The 19,019-nt window shown below is 41.9% G+C and carries 20 protein-coding genes; 14 read left to right on the top strand and 6 right to left on the bottom strand.

The features are described 5' to 3' along the window. The first annotated feature begins 23 nt into the window (after positions 1–23). From B3473_RS00720 to B3473_RS00710, 3 genes are all read left to right on the top strand, one after another. A complete protein-coding gene (locus B3473_RS00720) occupies positions 24–1,202 on the top strand; it encodes a 3-phosphoglycerate dehydrogenase family protein (protein WP_168260458.1) in 1,179 nt (392 codons plus the stop codon). A gap of 112 nt (positions 1,203–1,314) precedes the next feature. Then, positions 1,315–1,800: a methylated-DNA--[protein]-cysteine S-methyltransferase gene (locus B3473_RS00715; RefSeq protein WP_154454587.1), complete on the top strand. Its 486-nt coding sequence runs from the start codon at positions 1,315–1,317 to the stop codon at positions 1,798–1,800. Between the two features lie 13 nt (positions 1,801–1,813). Further along, complete coding sequence (locus B3473_RS00710; protein WP_235280668.1) at positions 1,814–2,167, top strand: arsenate reductase family protein; 354 nt, start codon at positions 1,814–1,816, stop codon at positions 2,165–2,167. Between the two features lie 44 nt (positions 2,168–2,211). Here B3473_RS00710 and B3473_RS00705 read toward each other — a convergent pair whose 3' ends face one another. Then, positions 2,212–3,039 (bottom strand): exodeoxyribonuclease III, encoded by an 828-nt coding sequence (locus tag B3473_RS00705; protein WP_154455409.1) that lies wholly within the window; start codon positions 3,037–3,039, stop codon positions 2,212–2,214. Between the two features lie 179 nt (positions 3,040–3,218). Here B3473_RS00705 and metG point away from each other — a divergent pair, with 179 nt between their 5' ends. The 10 genes from metG (at position 3,219) to B3473_RS00655 (ending at position 12,341) form a co-directional block, all read left to right on the top strand. Continuing rightward, positions 3,219–5,222, top strand: a complete 2,004-nt coding sequence (gene metG, locus B3473_RS00700; protein WP_154455408.1) for a methionine--tRNA ligase — start codon at positions 3,219–3,221, stop codon at positions 5,220–5,222. 157 nt (positions 5,223–5,379) lie between these two features. After that, positions 5,380–6,615: an aminoacyltransferase gene (locus B3473_RS00695; protein ID WP_154455407.1), complete on the top strand. Its 1,236-nt coding sequence runs from the start codon at positions 5,380–5,382 to the stop codon at positions 6,613–6,615. 70 nt (positions 6,616–6,685) lie between these two features. Further along, complete coding sequence (locus tag B3473_RS00690) at positions 6,686–6,922, top strand: DUF2829 domain-containing protein (protein ID WP_154455406.1); 237 nt, start codon at positions 6,686–6,688, stop codon at positions 6,920–6,922. Then, complete coding sequence (locus B3473_RS00685) at positions 6,915–7,613, top strand: 3-oxoacyl-ACP reductase (RefSeq protein WP_154455405.1); 699 nt, start codon at positions 6,915–6,917, stop codon at positions 7,611–7,613. Before B3473_RS00690 ends, B3473_RS00685 begins: the two co-directional genes overlap by 8 nt. Positions 7,614–7,622: 9 nt before the next feature. Beyond that, positions 7,623–8,066, top strand: a complete 444-nt coding sequence (locus B3473_RS00680; RefSeq protein WP_264879680.1) for an ASCH domain-containing protein — start codon at positions 7,623–7,625, stop codon at positions 8,064–8,066. 23 nt (positions 8,067–8,089) lie between these two features. Further along, complete coding sequence (locus B3473_RS00675) at positions 8,090–9,061, top strand: Gfo/Idh/MocA family protein (RefSeq protein WP_154455403.1); 972 nt, start codon at positions 8,090–8,092, stop codon at positions 9,059–9,061. 106 nt (positions 9,062–9,167) lie between these two features. After that, on the top strand, positions 9,168–10,556 hold the full coding sequence (gene glmU, locus B3473_RS00670; RefSeq protein ID WP_293650944.1) for a bifunctional UDP-N-acetylglucosamine diphosphorylase/glucosamine-1-phosphate N-acetyltransferase GlmU: 1,389 nt from the start codon (positions 9,168–9,170) through the stop codon (positions 10,554–10,556). Positions 10,557–10,721: 165 nt separating this feature from the next. Then, a complete protein-coding gene (locus tag B3473_RS00665; RefSeq protein WP_154455410.1) occupies positions 10,722–11,276 on the top strand; it encodes an NUDIX domain-containing protein in 555 nt (184 codons plus the stop codon). Next, a complete protein-coding gene (gene macP, locus B3473_RS00660) occupies positions 11,276–11,596 on the top strand; it encodes a cell wall synthase accessory phosphoprotein MacP (RefSeq protein WP_154455401.1) in 321 nt (106 codons plus the stop codon). The genes B3473_RS00665 and macP overlap by 1 nt, the downstream gene beginning before the upstream one ends. Positions 11,597–11,648: 52 nt before the next feature. Then, the gene (locus tag B3473_RS00655; RefSeq protein ID WP_154455400.1) at positions 11,649–12,341 is read left to right on the top strand and encodes a 5'-methylthioadenosine/adenosylhomocysteine nucleosidase; all 693 of its coding nucleotides are present in this window, start codon (positions 11,649–11,651) and stop codon (positions 12,339–12,341) included. 59 nt (positions 12,342–12,400) lie between these two features. Here B3473_RS00655 and B3473_RS00650 read toward each other — a convergent pair whose 3' ends face one another. The 4 genes from B3473_RS00650 to B3473_RS00635 form a co-directional block, all read right to left on the bottom strand. Continuing rightward, on the bottom strand, positions 12,401–12,550 hold the full coding sequence (locus tag B3473_RS00650) for a hypothetical protein (RefSeq protein ID WP_293650991.1): 150 nt from the start codon (positions 12,548–12,550) through the stop codon (positions 12,401–12,403). Positions 12,551–12,599: 49 nt separating this feature from the next. Further along, on the bottom strand, positions 12,600–14,117 hold the full coding sequence (locus tag B3473_RS00645) for an alkaline phosphatase (RefSeq protein ID WP_293650938.1): 1,518 nt from the start codon (positions 14,115–14,117) through the stop codon (positions 12,600–12,602). 166 nt (positions 14,118–14,283) lie between these two features. After that, on the bottom strand, positions 14,284–14,940 hold the full coding sequence (locus B3473_RS00640) for a metal-dependent transcriptional regulator (RefSeq protein ID WP_154455399.1): 657 nt from the start codon (positions 14,938–14,940) through the stop codon (positions 14,284–14,286). Positions 14,941–15,057: 117 nt separating this feature from the next. Next, positions 15,058–15,888: a peptidylprolyl isomerase gene (locus B3473_RS00635; protein WP_293650934.1), complete on the bottom strand. Its 831-nt coding sequence runs from the start codon at positions 15,886–15,888 to the stop codon at positions 15,058–15,060. Positions 15,889–16,032: 144 nt separating this feature from the next. On the opposite strand from B3473_RS00635, the gene B3473_RS00630 reads away from it, so the two are divergent. Then, complete coding sequence (locus tag B3473_RS00630; protein ID WP_293650932.1) at positions 16,033–18,411, top strand: FtsK/SpoIIIE family DNA translocase; 2,379 nt, start codon at positions 16,033–16,035, stop codon at positions 18,409–18,411. A 30-nt stretch (positions 18,412–18,441) separates the two neighbouring features. On the opposite strand, the gene B3473_RS00625 is transcribed toward B3473_RS00630, so the two are convergent. Continuing rightward, positions 18,442–18,795, bottom strand: a complete 354-nt coding sequence (locus B3473_RS00625; protein WP_154455396.1) for a DUF3397 family protein — start codon at positions 18,793–18,795, stop codon at positions 18,442–18,444. Between the last annotated feature and the right edge of the window lie 224 nt (positions 18,796–19,019).

Raw genomic sequence — 19,019 nt, 5'->3', positions numbered from 1 at the left:
CCTGCAGCCTTGGAGTGAAGTCTATGGTCTATAGTGTTAAAACGTTTAATAATATCAATCAAGTGGGTCTAAAGGAATTAGGCAATCATTTTCAGGTAGATGGTGATTTGGCAGATAATCCTGATGCTTATATTTTGCGGAGCCAAAATCTGCACGGGACAACATTTCCAGATAATCTCAAAGCTATTGCGCGTGCGGGTGCTGGTACGAATAATATTCCGATTGACGAGGCAACGGCAGCAGGGATTGTGGTTTTTAACACCCCAGGTGCCAATGCCAATGCCGTCAAAGAAGCTGTTTTAGCATCTCTTTTGATGTCTGCGCGTGATTACATTGCTGCAAATAAATGGGTCAATACCTTGTCAGGTGATGACGTTCCCAAACAAGTTGAAGCAGGCAAAAAACAATTTGCAGGTAGTGAAATTTCAGGTAAAACCCTTGGTGTCATTGGACTTGGTGCCATTGGTGGTCGCATTGCCAACTACGCTCAACGTCTAGGTATGAATGTCATGGGCTATGACCCTTATGTGTCTATTGAAACGGCTTGGAATATTTCACACCATGTCAAACGCGTGGACGATGTGAAAGAGATTTTTGCCAATGCGGATTACATCACTGTTCATGTGCCTTTGACTGATGAAACCCGTCACACTTTTAATAGCGAAGCCTTTGCCTTGATGCCAAAGGGAACTGTGATTATCAACTTTGCCCGTGGTGAATTGGTGGATAATGCTGCACTTTTTGATGCGATTGAAACTGGCGTTGTTAAACGCTATATCACTGATTTTGGGACAGAAGAGCTTTTAAATAAAGATAAAATCACGGTTTTCCCACACGTTGGTGGTTCAACGGCAGAAGCTGAGTTGAATTGTGCGATTATGGCTGGTAAAACAATTCGTCAATTTATGGAAACAGGTGAAATCACCAATTCTGTGAATTTCCCAAATGTGCATCAGGCTTTGACGGCGCCTTATCGCATTACCTTGATTAACAAAAATGTGCCAAATATCGTGGCGAGAATTTCAACCGCCGTGTCTAACCTAGGCATTAACATTGACAATATCATTAACCGTTCAAAAGGCGAGTACGCATATACTTTGCTTGATTTGGACGAAACAGACAAAGCGAAAATTGATGATTTAGTAGCAACCTTTGAAGCCAGCGACAACATCGTTCGTGTGCGCTTAATTACCAAAAAATAAAGCCAGTTCCCTATTACCTCGCGTGGGTGATAGGGGCTTTTGTTTTTCCTTCCCACCGCTTTTTGCTATAATGAAATCAGTTAAACCTCTAGCATTTGGAAAGGCACTGACGATGTTGATGCGAAGCTATTACCCTTCTCCCTTGGGAACTATCAGTTTGTTGGCAGATGAGCGTGGCTTGCTGGGATGCTACTTTGTCGGGCAAAAGTATTTTGAAAATGGCTACCGCGACCAAGCGATTGTGGAGGGTGATTCTATCTTTTTAGCAGATGCAACAGCGTGGTTAGATGCTTATTTTGCTGGTGAAAATCCTAAAGCTGAGGACGTGGTTTTAGCTCCACAAGGAACGGCTTTTCAACAAAGCGTGTGGCAGGTTTTGAGGGAGATTCCTTATGGAAAAACGATGACTTATGGGGAAATTGCCCAAAAAATCCAGTGTGCATCTGCCCAAGCAGTCGGTGGTGCTGTCGGAAAAAATCCTTTGTCTGTCTTTGTTCCTTGTCATCGGGTTTTAGGAAGTCAAGGGCAGTTAACGGGATATGCTGGAGGACTAGAGCGGAAACGTTGGCTTCTATCCCATGGAGGGGTCACGTTTTAGAAAAGAGGACATGATGTTAACATTTTATGAATACCCAAAATGCAGTACTTGCCGTCGTGCTAAAGCAGAATTACAGAAATTAGGAGTGGATTTTAAGGCAGTTGATTTGACGGTGGATACACCCACAGCAGAGCAACTAAAGAAATGGATGCAAGAGTCCGATTACACGATAAAGAACTTTTTCAACACCAGCGGTCAGGCTTACCGCGCTTTGGGCTTGAAAGATAAGGTTGATAGTCTTTCCATTGATGAGGCGGCTGAGTTGCTGGCTTCAGACGGCATGTTGATTAAGCGTCCCGTACTAGTCAAGGACAATCGTGTCTTGCAACTGGGTCACCGTAAGTCTTACCGTGATTTATTTGAATAAGTAAAATACCTCGGAGAACAGCATCTCTGAGGTATTTTTTATGCTTACAAATCAATTTCCAAAAGAATTGGGGTGTGGTCTTGGCGAGCGCCTGAGTCAATCATTTCAGATTTGACGATTTTATCGGCAATGCGATTTGATGTGAGCCAATAGTCAATCCGCCAGCCAGCATTGTTGATTTTGCTGGTTTTGCTGCGTTGTGCCCACCAGCTATAGACATTTGGAATGTCGCCATGAATATAACGGAAAGTGTCGGTAAAGCCCTTAGCCAACAAATGAGTAAAGCCTGAACGTTCTTCATCTGTGAAACCAGGTGAACGACGGTTGGCACTTGGGTGAGCTAAGTCAATTTCCTTGTGGGCAACATTGTAATCGCCAGTTGCCAAAACAGGTTTCTTTTGGTCCAATGATGCCAAGTAATCTGCGTATTTTTCATCCCAAATTTGGCGATCGGCTAAGCGTCTTAACCCATCCCCAGCATTTGGCGTATAAACTTGGGTAACATAGTAGTGCTCAAATTCAAGGGTGATGATACGTCCTTCACAATCCATGGTGTCAGGGGCATCAATTTCAGGGTAAGAAATACTTGGGTTTAAGCCCTTTTTGTAAAGAAACATGGTACCAGCGTAGCCTTTTCTAGCAGGTTCAACAGACGAACGCCAAGCGATTTCATAATCTGGGAAATAGTCTTGTAAGATTTGCAGGTGTTTTTTCGTTGGGCCTTTGGCAGACAATTTGGTTTCTTGGATAGCGATGATGTTAGCTTCTTCCGCGACTAAGGTATCAATAACCGCGCGTGACAAAACGGCGCGTGCAGAATCGCTGGTCAAGGCAGCGTTAAGCGAGTCGATATTCCATGAGATTAATTTCATAAGGTAAAACAGGTCTTCTTTCTATACTTTGCTACCTGCTATTCTACCAAAAAATCCCCCATCCAGCGATAAATTTGATTATTCTGATTGATTTACGCTATAAGGGGTCACAGAAATGTGGTATAATGAGGTGTTATCAATAAAGGAGTTTCATTAGCTTCGATTTGAAAGGAAAGAAAATGACGAGTAAACAACCTTTTTACATTACGACACCGATTTACTACCCATCAGGTAAGCTTCACATTGGTTCAGCTTACACGACAATTGCTTGTGACGTTTTAGCCCGTTACAAACGCATGATGAACCACGAAGTCTTTTATTTAACAGGACTTGACGAACACGGTCAAAAAATTCAACAAAAAGCAGAAGAAGCAGGTATCACGCCACAAGCTTACGTTGACGGCATGGCTGCTGACGTTAAAAAATTGTGGGAAATGCTTGATATTTCTTATGACAAATTTATCCGCACAACAGATGACTACCATGAAAAAGTGGTGGCTGATGTGTTTGAAAAATTGTTGGCACAAGATGACATTTATTTGGGCGAATATTCAGGTTGGTATTCAGTTTCAGATGAAGAATTTTTCACAGAAAGCCAATTAGAAGAAGTTTTCCGTAACGAAAAAGGGGAAGTCATTGGTGGTATTGCCCCTTCTGGTCATGAAGTTGAGTGGGTTTCTGAGGAGTCATACTTCCTTCGCTTAGGCAAATACGCTGACCGCTTGGTTGACTTTTTCCATGCTCACCCTGATTTTATTCAGCCTGAAGGTCGTATGAACGAAATCATCAAAAACTTCATTGAACCTGGTCTTGAAGATTTGGCTGTGAGCCGTACGTCATTTACATGGGGTGTCAAAGTGCCATCTAATCCAAAACACGTGGTATATGTGTGGATTGATGCTCTATTGAACTATGTGACTGCTCTTGGTTACGACCAAGAAGACCATGCCAACTTTGACAAATTCTGGAACCAAGGTACTGTTTTCCACATGGTTGGTAAAGATATCTTGCGTTTCCACTCTATTTACTGGCCAATTATGTTGATGATGTTGGACATGAAATTGCCAGAACGCTTGATTGCTCACGGTTGGTTTGTCATGAAAGACGGTAAAATGTCTAAATCAAAAGGTAACGTGGTTTACCCTGAAATGCTGGTAGAACGTTACGGTTTAGACCCACTTCGTTATTACCTCATGCGTTCTCTTCCAGTCGGTTCAGATGGAACCTTCACGCCTGAAGATTACGTTGGACGTATCAATTATGAGTTGGCAAATGACCTTGGAAACTTGCTCAACCGTACCGTTGCCATGATTAACAAATATTTTGACGGTAAGGTTCCAACTTATGTGGAAAATGTGACAGCCTTTGATGCGGATTTGGCGGCTGTCGTGGCAGAAAATATCGCAGAATACCACAAACAAATGAACGCAGTTGATTACCCACGTGCTTTGGAAGCCGTTTGGAACATCATCTCACGTACTAATAAATACATTGACGAAACAGCGCCTTGGGTTCTTGCTAAAGACGAGGCTAAACGCGATGAATTGGCAGCTGTAATGGCACATTTGGCGGCTAGTCTGCGCGTGGTGGCTCACTTGATCCAACCATTTATGATGAGCACCTCAGATGCTATCATGGAACAACTTGGTCTTGGCAATGATTTTGACCTTGAAAACTTGACCTTGGCTGGTTTCCCAGAAGGTATCACAGTAGTTGCTAAAGGAACACCAATCTTCCCACGTCTTGATATGGAAGAAGAAATTGACTACATCAAAGCCAACATGGGAGCTGGTGCAGTTGTTGCCGAAGAAAAAGAATGGGACCCAGCAGACGTTGAACTTAACAATGAGAAAAAAGCCATTAAATTTGATGATTTTGACAAGGTTGAAATCCGTGTCGCTGAAGTCAAAGAAGTGTCTAAAGTTGAAGGCTCTGAAAAACTCTTGAAATTCCGCTTGGATGCCGGTGATGGTGAAGACCGTCAAATCCTTTCAGGTATCGCGAAATACTATCCAAACGAACAAGAATTAGTGGGAAAAAAATTACAAATCGTAGCTAATTTGAAACCACGGAAAATGATGGGCTTGCTCAGTCAAGGAATGATTTTATCAGCTGAACACGATGGCCATTTAACTGTTTTAACAGTGAATCCAAGTGTTCCAAACGGCAGCCAAATTGGCTAAGAGAGCAGAATATTCAGCCTCAAATCAGAGGCTGAGTATTTGTTTGTTGAGGAATGAAACTCCTTTCAGGAAATGACAGTTTATTTTCATTTAAGTTTCCTTTGCTAGATTTTAAGGGACTTTTAACTGAAAAAACGAATAGAATTGAGAAAAACAGATGAGTTTAACGATTTTATCCAGAGCGGATTACGAACAAGTGAGTGCCTCTTTTAAAGAACGCTCGTTTATGCAGTCTGTCGAAATGGCAGATTTACTTGAAAAACGTGGGTTTGAGGTGACTTTTCTAGGTTTGGAGGCAGACGGAGCTATCCAGGTGGCTGGCATTTTGTATAGCAAGGCGATGACAGGTGGGCTTCACATGGAAATCAATTCAGGTCCAGCTTCTAAGGACCCAGCCTATCTTTCAGACTTTTATCGGGAATTACAAGCCTACGCCAAGGAAAATGGCGCCTTGGAGCTGATTGTCAAACCTTATGACATTTATCAAAGTTTTGATACCCATGGCAATCCCAACGACGATGAAAGACCAGAATTGATTACAGATTTGACAGACCTTGGCTATCACTATGATGGTTTGCAGACGGGCTACCCTGATGGTGAACCAGATTGGCATTATGTCAAGGATTTGACAGGCTTGACACCTGAAACGCTACGCAACTCCTTCAGTAAAAAAGGACGCCCTTTGGTTAATAAGACCAATTCTTTCGGTATCAAGGTGCGTCGCCTCAAACGTGATGAATTGTCTATTTTTAAAGAAATCACAGCTTCCACATCAGCAAGACGCGATTATCAAGACAAGCCTTTAGATTATTATGAGGACTTTTATGATAGTTTTGGGGATAACTGTGAATTTATGATTGCGACTTTGAATTTTAAAGATTATCTAAACAACCTTCAAGAAGGTTATGATGATATTGCGGCTCAGTTAGCGGTTTTAAATCAAAAAATTGCTGACGGGGTCAACTCAGCTAAGGTTAACAAACAAAAAGCGCAGTTGGATAAGCAAATTGCCACTTTTGACGTTCGTATCAAGGAAGCTAAGGACTTGATTGCTCAGCACGGTTCAGAAGATGTGGTCTTGGCAGGTAGTCTCTTTATCTACACACCACAAGAAGCGGTTTACCTTTTCAGCGGTTCTTACACCGAATTTAACAAATTCTACGCACCAGTAGTACTGCAAGAGCACGTCATGACAGAAGCTATTAAACGTGGCATTACCTTTTATAACTTCCTTGGTATTCAAGGTGTTTTCGACGGTAGCGATGGTGTCCTTCGTTTCAAACAAAATTTCAATGGTTACATTGTCCGTAAAATGGGGACTTTCCGTTATTACCCACGCCCTAGATTGCATAAAGCCATTACAGCAGTGAAAAAGTTGTTAGGAAGAGCCTAACCATTCGTCAAAACGAGCTTACGGGCTCGTTTTTTGATATACTAGAGATAGTAACAACAAGGAGAGAAAAATGACTTTTGAAGAGATTTTACCAGGATTAAAAGCGAAGAAAAAATACGTGCGTACAGGCTGGGGCGGTGCCGAAAACTACGTGCAATTGTTTGACAGCATTGAGCAAAACGGTGTGGCTTTGCCAGTGACCCCTTATTTCCTCATCAACGTTTCTGGTGAGGGCGAGGGCTTTTCTACGTGGTCACCGACCCCTTGTGACGTTTTAGCGACCGATTGGGTGGAAGTCCATGACTAAGGTGCTTATCACAGGCGTCAGTTCTGGCATTGGACTGGCACAAGCTCGTCTTTTTTTGAAAAATGGCTGCGCAGTTTATGGGGTTGACAAATCAGAAGCCCCTGATATTCAAGAAGAGAATTTTCATTTTTTGCAGTTGGATATCACAGGGAATTTAGCTGCGCTTTTTGATGTTGTGCCTGATGTGGATATCCTATGCAATACGGCAGGTATTCTCGATGCTTACAAGCCCTTGCTGGCTATATCAGATGACGAAATAGCAGACGTTTTTCAGACCAATTTCTTTGCAACCGTTGCTATTACTCGCCATTATTTAGCCAAGATGGTGGAACGACAAGCGGGCATCATTATCAATATGTGTTCGATTGCGTCTTTTATGGCAGGTGGGGGCGGAGCAGCCTATACAGCGAGCAAACACGCACTTGCAGGTTTCACCCGCCAGCTTGCCCTTGATTATGCCAAAGACAAGGTTCAGGTTTTTGGTATTGCACCAGGTGCGGTTAAGACAGCCATGACAGCTAGTGATTTTGAACCAGGCGGGTTGGCTGATTGGGTAGCTCAAGAAACCCCAATTGGACGTTGGAGTAGCCCTGACGAAATAGCAGAATTAACAGGCTTTTTAGCCTCAGGCAAAGCCAGCTCTATGCAGGGCGAAATTGTTAAAATTGACGGTGGCTGGAGTTTGAAGTAGGAGAAAACTATGAATGCACAAGAACTTTGGAACAAGTATAAGAAAATGAATCCTTCAATCGGAGATGACATTGACGCTTGGCAATTTGGTACGGAAGCTGATGTGTTGGCACAGTTGGTCCTTGAGGAAACCAAAACGGCGACAGCATCGGCCTATGATTTGTACCACATTGACAATGTCCCCTTGCCTGAAGTTGGGTCTTATGATGTGATTTTAGATAGCAAAGACCGAGCAGTTTGCATTATTCAGATTAAAAAAGTCTCTGTTGTACCTTTTAAAGAAGTCTCGGAGAAGCATGCTTTCAAAGAAGGTGAGGGTGATAAATCGCTTGCTTACTGGCGAGATGTTCACGAAGCATTTTTCAAACCCTATTTTAAAGAATGTGGGTTGACATTCACACCAGAAAGCTTAATCGTTTTAGAAGAATTTGAAGTGGTTTATCCCACAGTTTAGTAAGATACGATAGGAGGAAATTCATGAAATTAGCCATTTTAGGAACAGGAAAAATCGTTGACGAGGTCTTGCCTGTTTTAAAAGAAATCAACGGCATTGCGATTGAAGCTATTTTGTCAACGCCACGCAGTTTAGAAAAAGCGCACCAATTGGCGAAGCTTTACGACATCACTCAGGCGACTAGCGACTATGATAGCCTTTTGGCAAATCCAAACGTTGATACGGTTTATGTTGCCCTGCCGAATCACCTTCATTATGCCTATGCCAAGAAGGCTTTGCTGGCGGGCAAACACGTGATTTGTGAGAAGCCTTTTACAATGACCTTAGACGAATTTGAAGACTTGACTCAGATTGCCGAGCAGCAGCAACGCATTTTGCTAGAAGCCATTACCAATCAATATTTGGGTAATTTCACCTCTATCAAGGCCAATCTTGCCAAGTTAGGTGAGATTAAGATTGTTACCTGTAATTATTCCCAATATTCGTCGCGTTATGATGCTTTCAAGCGCGGGGAAATTGCGCCAGCCTTTGACCCACAAAAAGGTGGCGGTGCCCTCCGTGATTTAAATATTTATAATATTCATTTGGTGGTAGGCTTGTTTGGGAAACCGCAACGGGTACAGTATCTGGCTAATATGGAGCGTGAGGTGGATACGTCTGGTATTTTGCTTATGGACTATGGCGATTTCAAAGCGGTTTGTATCGGTGCCAAGGATTGTGCGGCAGAACTGACTTCAACTATTCAGGGCAATAAAGGTTCTTTGGCCATTCTTGGTGCTACCAATACCTTGCCCGAAATAGCACTGGCACTCAATGAAGAAAGCAAGACGATTATCAACGAAAACACGCTCAATCACCGAATGCACGATGAATTTGTGGCCTTTCAAGCTATTATTGAGCAAGAAAATATGACAGCTACCAAGCTTGCCCTAGACCATAGCCGCTTGGTTATGGAAGTCTTGGAACAAGCTGTTCAAATTATGTGGCATCAGTAACTTAAAAATCACGTTCAGTTGTGTTAATTATGGTATAATGGAATAGATTGTGTGAGAAAGTACAAAGTATTCGCACGCTACTCTATATTTATAAGGAATATTAGTCATGTCAAATTATGCAATTATTTTAGCCGCTGGTAAAGGAACTCGCATGAAATCAGACTTGCCAAAAGTGCTTCATCAAGTATCTGGTCTGACCATGCTAGAACACGTTTTTCGTGCTGTATCAGCCTTAAATCCAGAAAAAAACGTGACGGTTATCGGGCACAAAGCCGATATGGTTCGTGACGTTTTAGCAGGTCAATCAGAATTTGTTCTTCAAACAGAGCAATTAGGAACAGGTCACGCTGTCATGATGGCAGAGGAAGAATTGGCTGGTCTTGAGGGGCAAACCCTTGTTATCGCTGGGGATACTCCTTTGATTACAGGTGACAGTTTGAAACAGTTGGTTGATTTTCATATCAGCCATAAAAATGTAGCGACTATTTTAACAGCTACTGCTGACAATCCTTTTGGTTACGGACGTATTATCCGCAACGAAAATGGCGAAGTGCTTAAAATCGTTGAACAAAAAGACGCTTCTGAATTTGAACGCCAAGTCAAAGAAATCAATACAGGAACTTATGTCTTTGATAACAAACGTTTATTTGAAGCCCTCAAAAACATTAACACCAACAATGCCCAAGGGGAATATTACTTGACGGATGTCATTTCTATTTTCCGTAATAGTGGTGAAAAAGTTGGGGCTTATGTGCTTCATGATTTTGATGAAAGTCTTGGGGTCAATGACCGCGTGGCACTAGCAACTGCCGAAGAGATTATGCGTCGCCGTATCAACCACAAACACATGGTGAATGGCGTAACCTTCCAAAATCCTGCTGCGACTTACATTGACGTTGATGTGGAAATCGCCCCTGATGTCACTATCGAAGCCAATGTCACTCTAAAAGGCCACACAACAATCGGTACAGGCTCAGTCTTGACTAATGGCACTTATCTTGTTAATGCAACTATTGGTGAGCAAGTCGTGATTACCAACTCAATGATTGAACAATCTGTTGTAAAAGACGGCGTAACCATTGGTCCATTTGCCCATGTTCGTCCTGATTCAACCCTTGAAAAGAATGTTCATATTGGTAACTTCGTCGAAGTTAAGTCATCACTTGTTGGTGAGGATACTAAAGCAGGGCATTTGACTTATATTGGCAATGCGACCGTAGGACACGACGTGAATTTTGGTGCAGGTACGATTATTGCCAACTATGATGGCCAGCACAAATTCAAGACCACCATCGGTAACAACGCTTTTGTAGGAAGCAATTCGACCATCATTGCTCCTCTTACTATTGGTGACAATGCCTTGACAGCTGCGGGTTCTACCATTTCTATGGATATTGAAAAAGACGCCTTAGCTATCGGACGCGGACGCCAAGTCAACAAAGCTGGCTATGCCCTCAACAAACCTCACCACCCAAACAATAAAAAGAAATCGTAATAGCATGGAATCTGAGATGAGGGTCTCAGGTTCTTTATTTGCCTTGCGCTTTTAGATTTTTTTAGCATTTTTGCGTTATCATAGTAAGGATATTTTGACAATAATGGCATTTCTGGCAAATTTATAGTAGAATCAAACGTGAAAGGTATTTTAAAGGTAGAGCAGATGGATTTTGAGGAAAAAACAATTAAACGCACTGAGGTTTTTGATGGGCATATTTTTAAGGTTGTCGTGGATGACGTGGAATTGCCTAATCAATTAGGGCAAGCTAAACGGGAATTGATTTTTCACGGTGGGGCGGTGGCCGTTTTGCCAGTGACCAAGGACAATCGCATTGTCTTGGTTAAGCAGTACCGCAAGGCGATTGAAAAAGTGTCTTATGAAATTCCAGCAGGGAAATTGGAAGCTGGTGAAGCTCAGCATGAGCAAGAAGCTGCGGCGCGTGAATTGGAAGAAGAAACAGGCTACTCAGGACAATTAACAAAAATCTATGATTTTTACACTGCAACAGGCTTTTGCAATGAAAAAATCAGATTGTATCTTGGAACTGATTTGCAAAAAGTGCCGAATCCTCGTCCGCAAGATGACGATGAAGTCCTTGAAATCTTGGAGTTGACTTATGCAGAATGCATGGATTTGGTTGCTTCGGGAGCTATCGAGGATGCTAAAACGATTATCGCCCTACAATATTACGCGTTAACATTTGGAGGAAACTTGTAATGGGAAAACCACTTTTAACAGACGAGATAATCGAGCGTGCTAACCGTGGTGAACTTTTTTATGATGACATGATGACTGACGATGAAGAAACGAAAGTTATTCGGACAGATCGTTACGACAGCATTATACCGCCTGAAGAGTATGCTGACAGAGGCTTTTTAGAAAGATGGACCAACCGCAAGCAAAAGGATCAGTTCGTCTATAAAAGCCGTCGGATTGAAAATGTCAAGCGAAGCCGTTTTCAACGCAAATTAAACTTGGCGATATTGATTATCTTTCTTTTGCTTGTGGCGTTATTCTACGCTGTGTTTAAACTCTAAGAAAGCGAGAAAAGGAGGACAAGCCACTGCTTAAGCGGTGTGCGAAGATGTGATGAAAATTGGAATTATAGCAGCAATGGAGCAAGAATTACGACTTCTTGTAGACCATTTGGAAAATAAAGTCGAACACCATGTTTTAGGAAACACGTATTACGAAGGAAAACTGGGCCGTCATCAAGTTGTCTTGGTGCAATCAGGTGTCGGAAAAGTCATGTCAGCTATGTCGTTTGCCATTTTGGCGGACCATTTTGGAGTGGATGCCTTGATTAACACAGGGTCAGCTGGCGCTGTTGCAGAAGGTTTGCAAATTGGCGATGTTGTTGTGGCTGACACTTTAGCTTACCACGATGTTGATTTGACAGCCTTTGGCTATGACTACGGTCAAATGTCTATGCAACCTTTGTATTTTGAATCTGATAAAACATTCGTGGAAACGTTTGAGCAAGTCTTGAGTGAAGCAGACGTGCCAAGCCATATTGGTTTGATTGCGACAGGAGATTCTTTTATAGCTGGCCAAGATAAAATTGATGCCATCAAATCTGTTTTCCCACAGGTTTTAGCGGTTGAAATGGAAGGGGCTGCAATTGCCCAAGCCGCTCACAGTTTGAAAAAGCCATTTGTTGTTGTGCGTGCCATGTCTGACACCGCAGCCCACGATGCTAACATTACCTTTGATGAATTTATCATTGCAGCAGGCAAACAATCTGCTGAGATTTTGTTAGCCTTCTTAGAAAAATTAGCTTAAATAGCATCTAAACCTAAAAAAGAAGAAAGTACCGAGTGGTATTTTCTTCTTTTTTTGCTTTATTTGTCAGCTGGTTTTAGTCCGACTCCAGTTGGTTTTTTAGTTTCTGTTTCAACTTGTTCTTCAGCGTCTTTTGAATCGCTGTTGAAGCCCATAGCCTCTCCTAAACGAATACTGATGTCAGTATCATCGTACTCACCGTCAAACATTTTGGCACCTGAACCCATAGCATAGACAGGAACTTTGTCACCAGAGTGGTCAGTTGTTGTCCAAGCCAGCTTTTTTGTCTAGCAAACGAGTAGCCGTGATAGCAATTGGAACGTAGACACCGTAGCTTACATTTTGCTCATCTTCTGATTTTTTAGTTTCATCAAAGGCTGTTTTTAACTCGTTGTACTCTTCTTTAGAGCATTTAAGTCTGTTTTTAGCTAGTTCTTCCGCGTAAGCTTCGCTTTCAGCGTTTGTAACGTCTTCAGATGGCGCATCTGGATCCAAGACTAAGCCGAAGTAGTCTTCAATTTGTGGCGCAAATTCTTCGAAGGTCAAATCTGGATTTTTTTCCAAAGCTTCAGTAGTCAAGTCGGCAAAGGCAACTTGTGACCCTTTTTGGTTAGTTAAAAGATCAAAATAAGTGCTATTTCCTGTTGAACCATTACCAATTGTGAAACCACCAGTTGCATGGTCTGCCGTTACAACGATCAAGGTTTCGTCAGGATGCTCGTTGTAGAAGTCAATCGCTGTTTGAATTGACTCTTCAAAACCAAGTACTTCGTGAATAGCTGTTAGACCGTCATTGGCGTGCTCAACCCAGTCCACTTTTCCACCTTCAACCATCATGAAGAAACCTTCAGGATCATCTTCCATGACTTCAATTCCTTTAGCTACCATGTCGCTAAGGGTTTGGTCACCTTCTTCTTGGTCAATGGTATAAGGCATTGAACCGCTATCTTGTAAACGCTCAGATACTAGGTAAACTTTTTCAGAGTCAGCATTTATTTTCTCTGCTTTTTCTTTAGTATCAGCGATAGTGTAGCCATTTTCTTCCATGACTTCATAAAGGTCCTTTTGGTCCTCATCTTTACCAGTACGCTGTCCAAGTGAACCACCAGCAAAGTAGTCAAAAACTGATTCTGCCATTTGAAGTCCGATATCGTAGTAAGATTTACGAGACTCAACATTTGCGTAGAAAGCAGCAGGAGTTGCGTGGTTAAGCGTTACATTGGTCACAATTCCGACAGCTTTGCCAGCACGTTTGGCTTTTTCAGCCACAGAATCAGCAGATTTTTCCAAATCGCCTGTCAAACCGATGACTTTACTTTGGGTCTTAATTCCAGTTGCAAAAGCCGTAGCCGTAGCCGCTGAATCAGGAATGAATGAAGAACAGTCGTATTGTGTTTTCAGACCAACAACTGGCATTTCAGTAAAGTTCATACGATCTGGGTAAACTTCGCCTTTGTTTGTTTGTGTGTAGCCAAGATAATCTTCAGCAGCCGTTACAGGAGTTACCCCCATCCCGTCACCGATGAAAAGGAAAACATATTTAGCTTGGTTAGAATTGACTTTAGAATAGTCTTCCATTTTTGCACGGCTAGTATCGTACATTTGCACGTCTTTACCGTTAGCTGTTTCTTTTGCCAAGCTTGTGCTGTTTGCGGCTTCTGTATCCAATTTCAGCTTATTGCCTGATGATGTTGTTGAACTACAAGCAGCTAGCAAGGTGCTAGAAACCAGTAAGGTCACCCCTAAGCGTGCCAAATATTTTGAACTTTTTTTCATAAGAACCTCGTTAATAATTTTTAGACCTTGGTCTTGATTCTTATTCTAGCAAATGAATGTAAACTCCCTAACCGCCTTTTGTAAAACTTCCATAAATCCTTTTGCAGCAGGGTTTGATAAAATTTACAAAACAACAAAAAAACAGTAAAACGCTGATGTTTTGCTGTTAAAGAGATTCGATTTTTTCGAGGTAAATTTGTTCGGCGACGCGTTCTGGAATAATCAAGGTTTGTGAGTTGTGGATAAGTGTGTGGGTCTTGGCGTAGCTATCTTGTTTAACCAACTCCACAACATCATTGATGGCCAAGTGATGCTCTTGCAAATAGTTTAACAAATGCACCTCATCATGAACTCGGCAAATGCGATAAGTACCCAATTCTGAGATATGATTGAGTGGCTGACGGTGAATTTCTTGCAATAATTCTCCCTTTTGCGGAATGGTTCCACCGTGCGGGCAGAATTTTGGAAAACCTAGACTTTCTTCTAAACGGTCGATGAATGTAGTGGAAACTGTGTGCTCCAAAACTTCGGCTTCTTGGTGAATTTCATCAGGGCTATAATGCAACTCATTGGCTAGAAAGACTTCAATCAAGCGGTGTTTGCGGTACAATTCAGAAACCAAGAGCAAACCTTTTGGTGTCAAGTGATAGCCTACTTTTTGGTCTTTGGCAATGAGGGCTTCGTTGCTCATTTTTTTGACCATTTCAGAAACGGCTGGTGCTGAAACGCCCATCAATTCAGCGATGCCTTTATTGGTTACCTTGGCTTGACTTTCTCCAAGTTCGTTAATACATTTAAGATAATCTTCTTTATTTGGCGTCATATAATCTCGCTTTCTATCCTTTCTATTATACCAAAAAATCACTTATTCCTGTTCATCAATCCAACATAAGCAAAAAAATCAAGTCGCTAGGCTTACTTGATTTTTTAAGGGTTATCCTTAGTCCTTTTGTGAAGAACTGTCTTTTAGAATATCAATTGATGTGATGGTAACATCGGTTGTTGGCTTGTCGTTGTCATCGGTCGCGGTTTGAGCAATCTTATCCACAACGTCCATGCCATCAATTACTTGCCCAAAAACGGTGTAATTGCCATCTAAGCTTGGATTACCACCTTTAGCATAAGCTCCAATAATGGGTTCTGGGTAGCTTGATGATGAGAGTTTTTGCGATTGGTCATCTGTATTTTGATTGATGAAAAATTGACTGCCATTGGTGTCTGCACCAGCATTTGCCATGGCAACCGCCCCGCGAATGTTGTAGAGGTAAGGTGAGATTTCATTTTTAAAACCATTGCCAGAATCAATGCTCTTATCCTTATTTTTCCAGATAGATTCTCCGCCTGTGCCATCTCCTTTAGGGTCACCTGATTGAATCATAAAATCAGAAATCACGCGGTGAAATAGCACACCGTTGTAATAACCTTCTTTGGCGTGAGTGAGAAAGTTTTCCACAGCGAGTGGAGCATATTTTGGAAATAACTTGATGGTGATGTCACCTTCAGAGGTGTGCATGAGGACTTCTGACTCGTTGTCAGTGACGTCATTAGATAATTGTGGAAAAGCTGACGTATCAGCACTCAAAGCTTTTTTCAATTCTTTTGGGTAGGCTTTTGAGGACGATGCACTGGCACTTTTTGAAGCAGAAGCGGCTGAAGCAGATGCTTTGGCATTGACGTAATCTTCTCCTCGAATGGCTTTGGTCAATTGGCTACAACCTGATAGGATTACCAAACTAAGCATTATAACAAGCAATGGGATTGTTTTTTTCATGTAAACTCCTAAATATGTATCTTAAAGCTGTGTTGATAGGGTTATTTGTCAAAATTCATTGAGCTCTAAGCAAACTCAACTAAGCTATTCTACCATATTTTGTTTTCAATAACCTAAAAGTTTAAAAAATGCTATAATAAACTCATGGCAAAATCAAAAAATAGAAAAAAAGGTCGTAAAACGCGCCGACCAACTAAAGCAGAAATAAAAAGACAACAAGCCTTGCAACGCTTTATAGGGACTATTATTCTGATTATAGTCTTTTTCTTTGCAGTGACACGGCTGGGGATTTTTGGCGTTACGGTTTATAACCTCATGCGCTTTGCCGTTGGTAGCCTTGTTTATCTGGTTATGCTGGCTATTTTGGCTTATTTTATCGGTTTTAAATGGTTCCACAAACAAGTCGGTCTTGTGGGTGGTTTTGTGGTGTTTATGATTGGTATGTTATTGGAGTGGCAGGCCTATTTATTTTCACTATCAGCTTATCATGACAAGCCTGTTTTATCCACAACGGCTTCCTTGCTTTTTAATGACATTCTTCATTTTAAAGTCAGCTACTTTGTTGGTGGGGGGATGATTGGGGCTTTACTTTACATGCCCGTTTCCTTTCTTTTTTCCAATATTGGAACCTTCTTGATTGGTAGCTTGTTTATTCTTTTGGGAATTTATTTGATGACGCCGTGGGATTTGTACGATATTGCTGATTTTGTCAAAGCTAGAGGACAGACTCTTGCTTCGAGGTATGAATTGCACAAGCAAAAACGCTTTGTGAAACGTGAGGAGAAAAAAGCTAGAGCTGAGCAAAAACGTGCTGAGCAGGAACAAAAAGCAGCAGAAGAAGAACGTTTGGCCCAGCTTGAAGTGGATCTCGAAACAGGCGAAATTTTGACTGATTCAGCCAATGTTGACATGCCTGCAACAGAGCCTGACAAAGTGCCCCAACCTTCAGACGCAGAGCCTGAAATCTTGTCTTATGACCAAGGAGTTGTGACGGATGATGATCAACAAGCCGCTGATCTACCTGAGCAAGAAGAACAAGCTGACGAACCTTTGGACGTTGATTTTACGGCAAAAACAGCCCTGCATTACACCTTGCCAACGATTGATTTGTTTGCACCAGACAAGCCCAAAAATCAATCCAAGGAAAAAAGCATTGTCCGTCATAATATCAAGGTGTTAGAGGACACCTTTACCAGCTTTGGTATTGATGTCAAGGTAGAGCGTGCTGAAATTGGCCCATCGGTAACCAAGTACGAAGTCAAACCAGCCGTTGGTGTGCGTGTCAACCGCATTTCCAATTTGGCAGATGATCTAGCCCTAGCCTTGGCTGCTAAAGATGTACGTATCGAAGCCCCTATTCCAGGTAAATCCTTAGTCGGTATTGAAGTACCGAATTCTGAAATTGCCACGGTCACTTTCCGTGAATTATGGGAGCAATCCAATACTGACCCAAATAAATTGTTGGAAGTTCCCCTTGGAAAAGCAGTCAACGGTACGGCACGCACCTTTGACTTGGCTCGTATGCCTCACCTGCTCGTAGCTGGTTCAACGGGTTCAGGAAAATCTGTTGCGGTCAATGGCATCATTGCCAGCATGTTGATGAAAGCACGACCTGACCAAGTCAAATTCATGATGATTGACCCCAAAATGGTTGAATTATCGGTTTACAATGATATTCCCCATTTGTTGATTCCTGTGGTAACCAACCCTCGTAAGGCAGCTAGAGCCTTGCAAAAAGTGGTGGATGAAATGGAAAACCGTTATGAACTCTTTAGCCATTTTGGCGTTCGCAATATTGCAGGTTACAATGCCAAGGTTGAAGAGTTTAACAAACAATCTGACCAAAAACACATTCCACTACCTTTGATTGTGGTTATTGTGGATGAGTTGGCAGATTTGATGATGGTTGCCAGCAAAGAAGTGGAAGATGCCATCATTCGTTTGGGGCAAAAAGCGCGTGCGGCAGGTATTCACATGATTTTAGCAACCCAACGCCCATCTGTTGATGTTATTAGCGGTTTGATTAAGGCCAATGTGCCATCGCGGATTGCCTTTGCCGTGTCATCAGGGACCGATAGCCGTACGATTTTGGATGAAAACGGTGCTGAAAAACTTTTGGGACGTGGGGACATGCTCTTTAAACCGATTGATGAAAATCACCCTGTCCGTTTGCAAGGTTCTTTCATTTCAGATGACGATGTGGAGCATATTGTTAGCTTTATTAAAAATCAAGCTGACGCCGAATATGACGATAGTTTTGACCTAGGTGATGTGTCTGAGGCTGATTTGAAATCAGGAAATGGCAGCAGCGCTCAAGAAGGTGATCCCCTATTTGAAGACGCTAAGGCTTTAGTGCTTGAAACCCAAAAAGCCAGTGCCTCAATGCTCCAACGCCGTTTGTCAGTAGGCTTTAACCGTGCTACTCGTTTAATGGATGAATTAGAAGCTGCTGGTGTCATCGGGCCCGCCGAAGGAACCAAACCTCGAAAAGTTTTGATGACTACTGCAACATCGGAAGACTAAAAAAACGTTAGCTGTACAGCTAACGTTTTTTTAGCGTCCAATTGTAAATACTAAAATCAACTCAATGACATAAAAAATAGCTGTCAAAATAAACCCTGACCGCCAGAAAAATTTCAAAAAGCGGCGATAAGAAAAAGCGTGGTAACGTTTCAAAAAAGTAATGCTCAAAATCAAAGCCAACAAAGATAGGCAAATCAAGTAGTAAAAGAAAACATCTAATGTCAAAGATTGCATTGCCACTAAAGCAATTTCAAGTGCAAACAAGGGAAAAGACAGGTCTGTAAACAAGATCCCAAAGCGTTTTAGGTTAAAAAAGGTAACCAAAATGTAAGAAAAAAGCGGCGTCAGCACCAAAAAAGCAATCGAAAATAATTTATATATCATGTCCTATATTTTATACCGAAACCCTGAAGATGTAAATGATTAGAGCCTTTTTCTTCAAATTTCCTTTGCTCTCAAAAAAAGGGGAAGATTTTTTTGAAAAATAATGAGCTAAATAGCTTGCTTTTTCCCTGAATTCCTGTATAATGATAAAGTATGCGATTGAGCATATCTGTGGGAGGTAAAAATCTTAATTACCGCCAAAACCACAACAGGAGGATTTAAAA

Origin of the sequence: Streptococcus sp. UBA632, assembly GCF_002300045.1 — a bacterium.
Lineage (GTDB): Bacteria > Bacillota > Bacilli > Lactobacillales > Streptococcaceae > Streptococcus > Streptococcus alactolyticus.
This window is presented reverse-complemented; position numbering and strand designations above follow the sequence as displayed.

Bases quoted from the DNA above. Each gene is read 5' to 3' on its own strand.
- B3473_RS00665 (WP_154455410.1), top strand. From the start codon at position 10,722: ATGGATTTTGAGGAAAAAACAATTAAACGCACTGAGGTTTTTGATGGG.
- B3473_RS00635 (WP_293650934.1), bottom strand. From the start codon at position 15,888: ATGAAAAAAACAATCCCATTGCTTGTTATAATGCTTAGTTTGGTAATC.
- B3473_RS00685 (WP_154455405.1), top strand. From the start codon at position 6,915: ATGACTAAGGTGCTTATCACAGGCGTCAGTTCTGGCATTGGACTGGCA.
- B3473_RS00690 (WP_154455406.1), top strand. From the start codon at position 6,686: ATGACTTTTGAAGAGATTTTACCAGGATTAAAAGCGAAGAAAAAATAC.
- B3473_RS00640 (WP_154455399.1), bottom strand. From the start codon at position 14,940: ATGACGCCAAATAAAGAAGATTATCTTAAATGTATTAACGAACTTGGA.
- B3473_RS00625 (WP_154455396.1), bottom strand. From the start codon at position 18,795: ATGATATATAAATTATTTTCGATTGCTTTTTTGGTGCTGACGCCGCTT.
- glmU (WP_293650944.1), top strand. From the start codon at position 9,168: ATGTCAAATTATGCAATTATTTTAGCCGCTGGTAAAGGAACTCGCATG.
- B3473_RS00720 (WP_168260458.1), top strand. From the start codon at position 24: ATGGTCTATAGTGTTAAAACGTTTAATAATATCAATCAAGTGGGTCTA.
- metG (WP_154455408.1), top strand. From the start codon at position 3,219: ATGACGAGTAAACAACCTTTTTACATTACGACACCGATTTACTACCCA.
- macP (WP_154455401.1), top strand. From the start codon at position 11,276: ATGGGAAAACCACTTTTAACAGACGAGATAATCGAGCGTGCTAACCGT.
- B3473_RS00705 (WP_154455409.1), bottom strand. From the start codon at position 3,039: ATGAAATTAATCTCATGGAATATCGACTCGCTTAACGCTGCCTTGACC.
- B3473_RS00715 (WP_154454587.1), top strand. From the start codon at position 1,315: ATGTTGATGCGAAGCTATTACCCTTCTCCCTTGGGAACTATCAGTTTG.
- B3473_RS00675 (WP_154455403.1), top strand. From the start codon at position 8,090: ATGAAATTAGCCATTTTAGGAACAGGAAAAATCGTTGACGAGGTCTTG.
- B3473_RS00630 (WP_293650932.1), top strand. From the start codon at position 16,033: ATGGCAAAATCAAAAAATAGAAAAAAAGGTCGTAAAACGCGCCGACCA.
- B3473_RS00710 (WP_235280668.1), top strand. From the start codon at position 1,814: ATGTTAACATTTTATGAATACCCAAAATGCAGTACTTGCCGTCGTGCT.
- B3473_RS00680 (WP_264879680.1), top strand. From the start codon at position 7,623: ATGAATGCACAAGAACTTTGGAACAAGTATAAGAAAATGAATCCTTCA.
- B3473_RS00645 (WP_293650938.1), bottom strand. From the start codon at position 14,117: ATGAAAAAAAGTTCAAAATATTTGGCACGCTTAGGGGTGACCTTACTG.
- B3473_RS00650 (WP_293650991.1), bottom strand. From the start codon at position 12,550: ATGTTTGACGGTGAGTACGATGATACTGACATCAGTATTCGTTTAGGA.
- B3473_RS00655 (WP_154455400.1), top strand. From the start codon at position 11,649: ATGAAAATTGGAATTATAGCAGCAATGGAGCAAGAATTACGACTTCTT.
- B3473_RS00695 (WP_154455407.1), top strand. From the start codon at position 5,380: ATGAGTTTAACGATTTTATCCAGAGCGGATTACGAACAAGTGAGTGCC.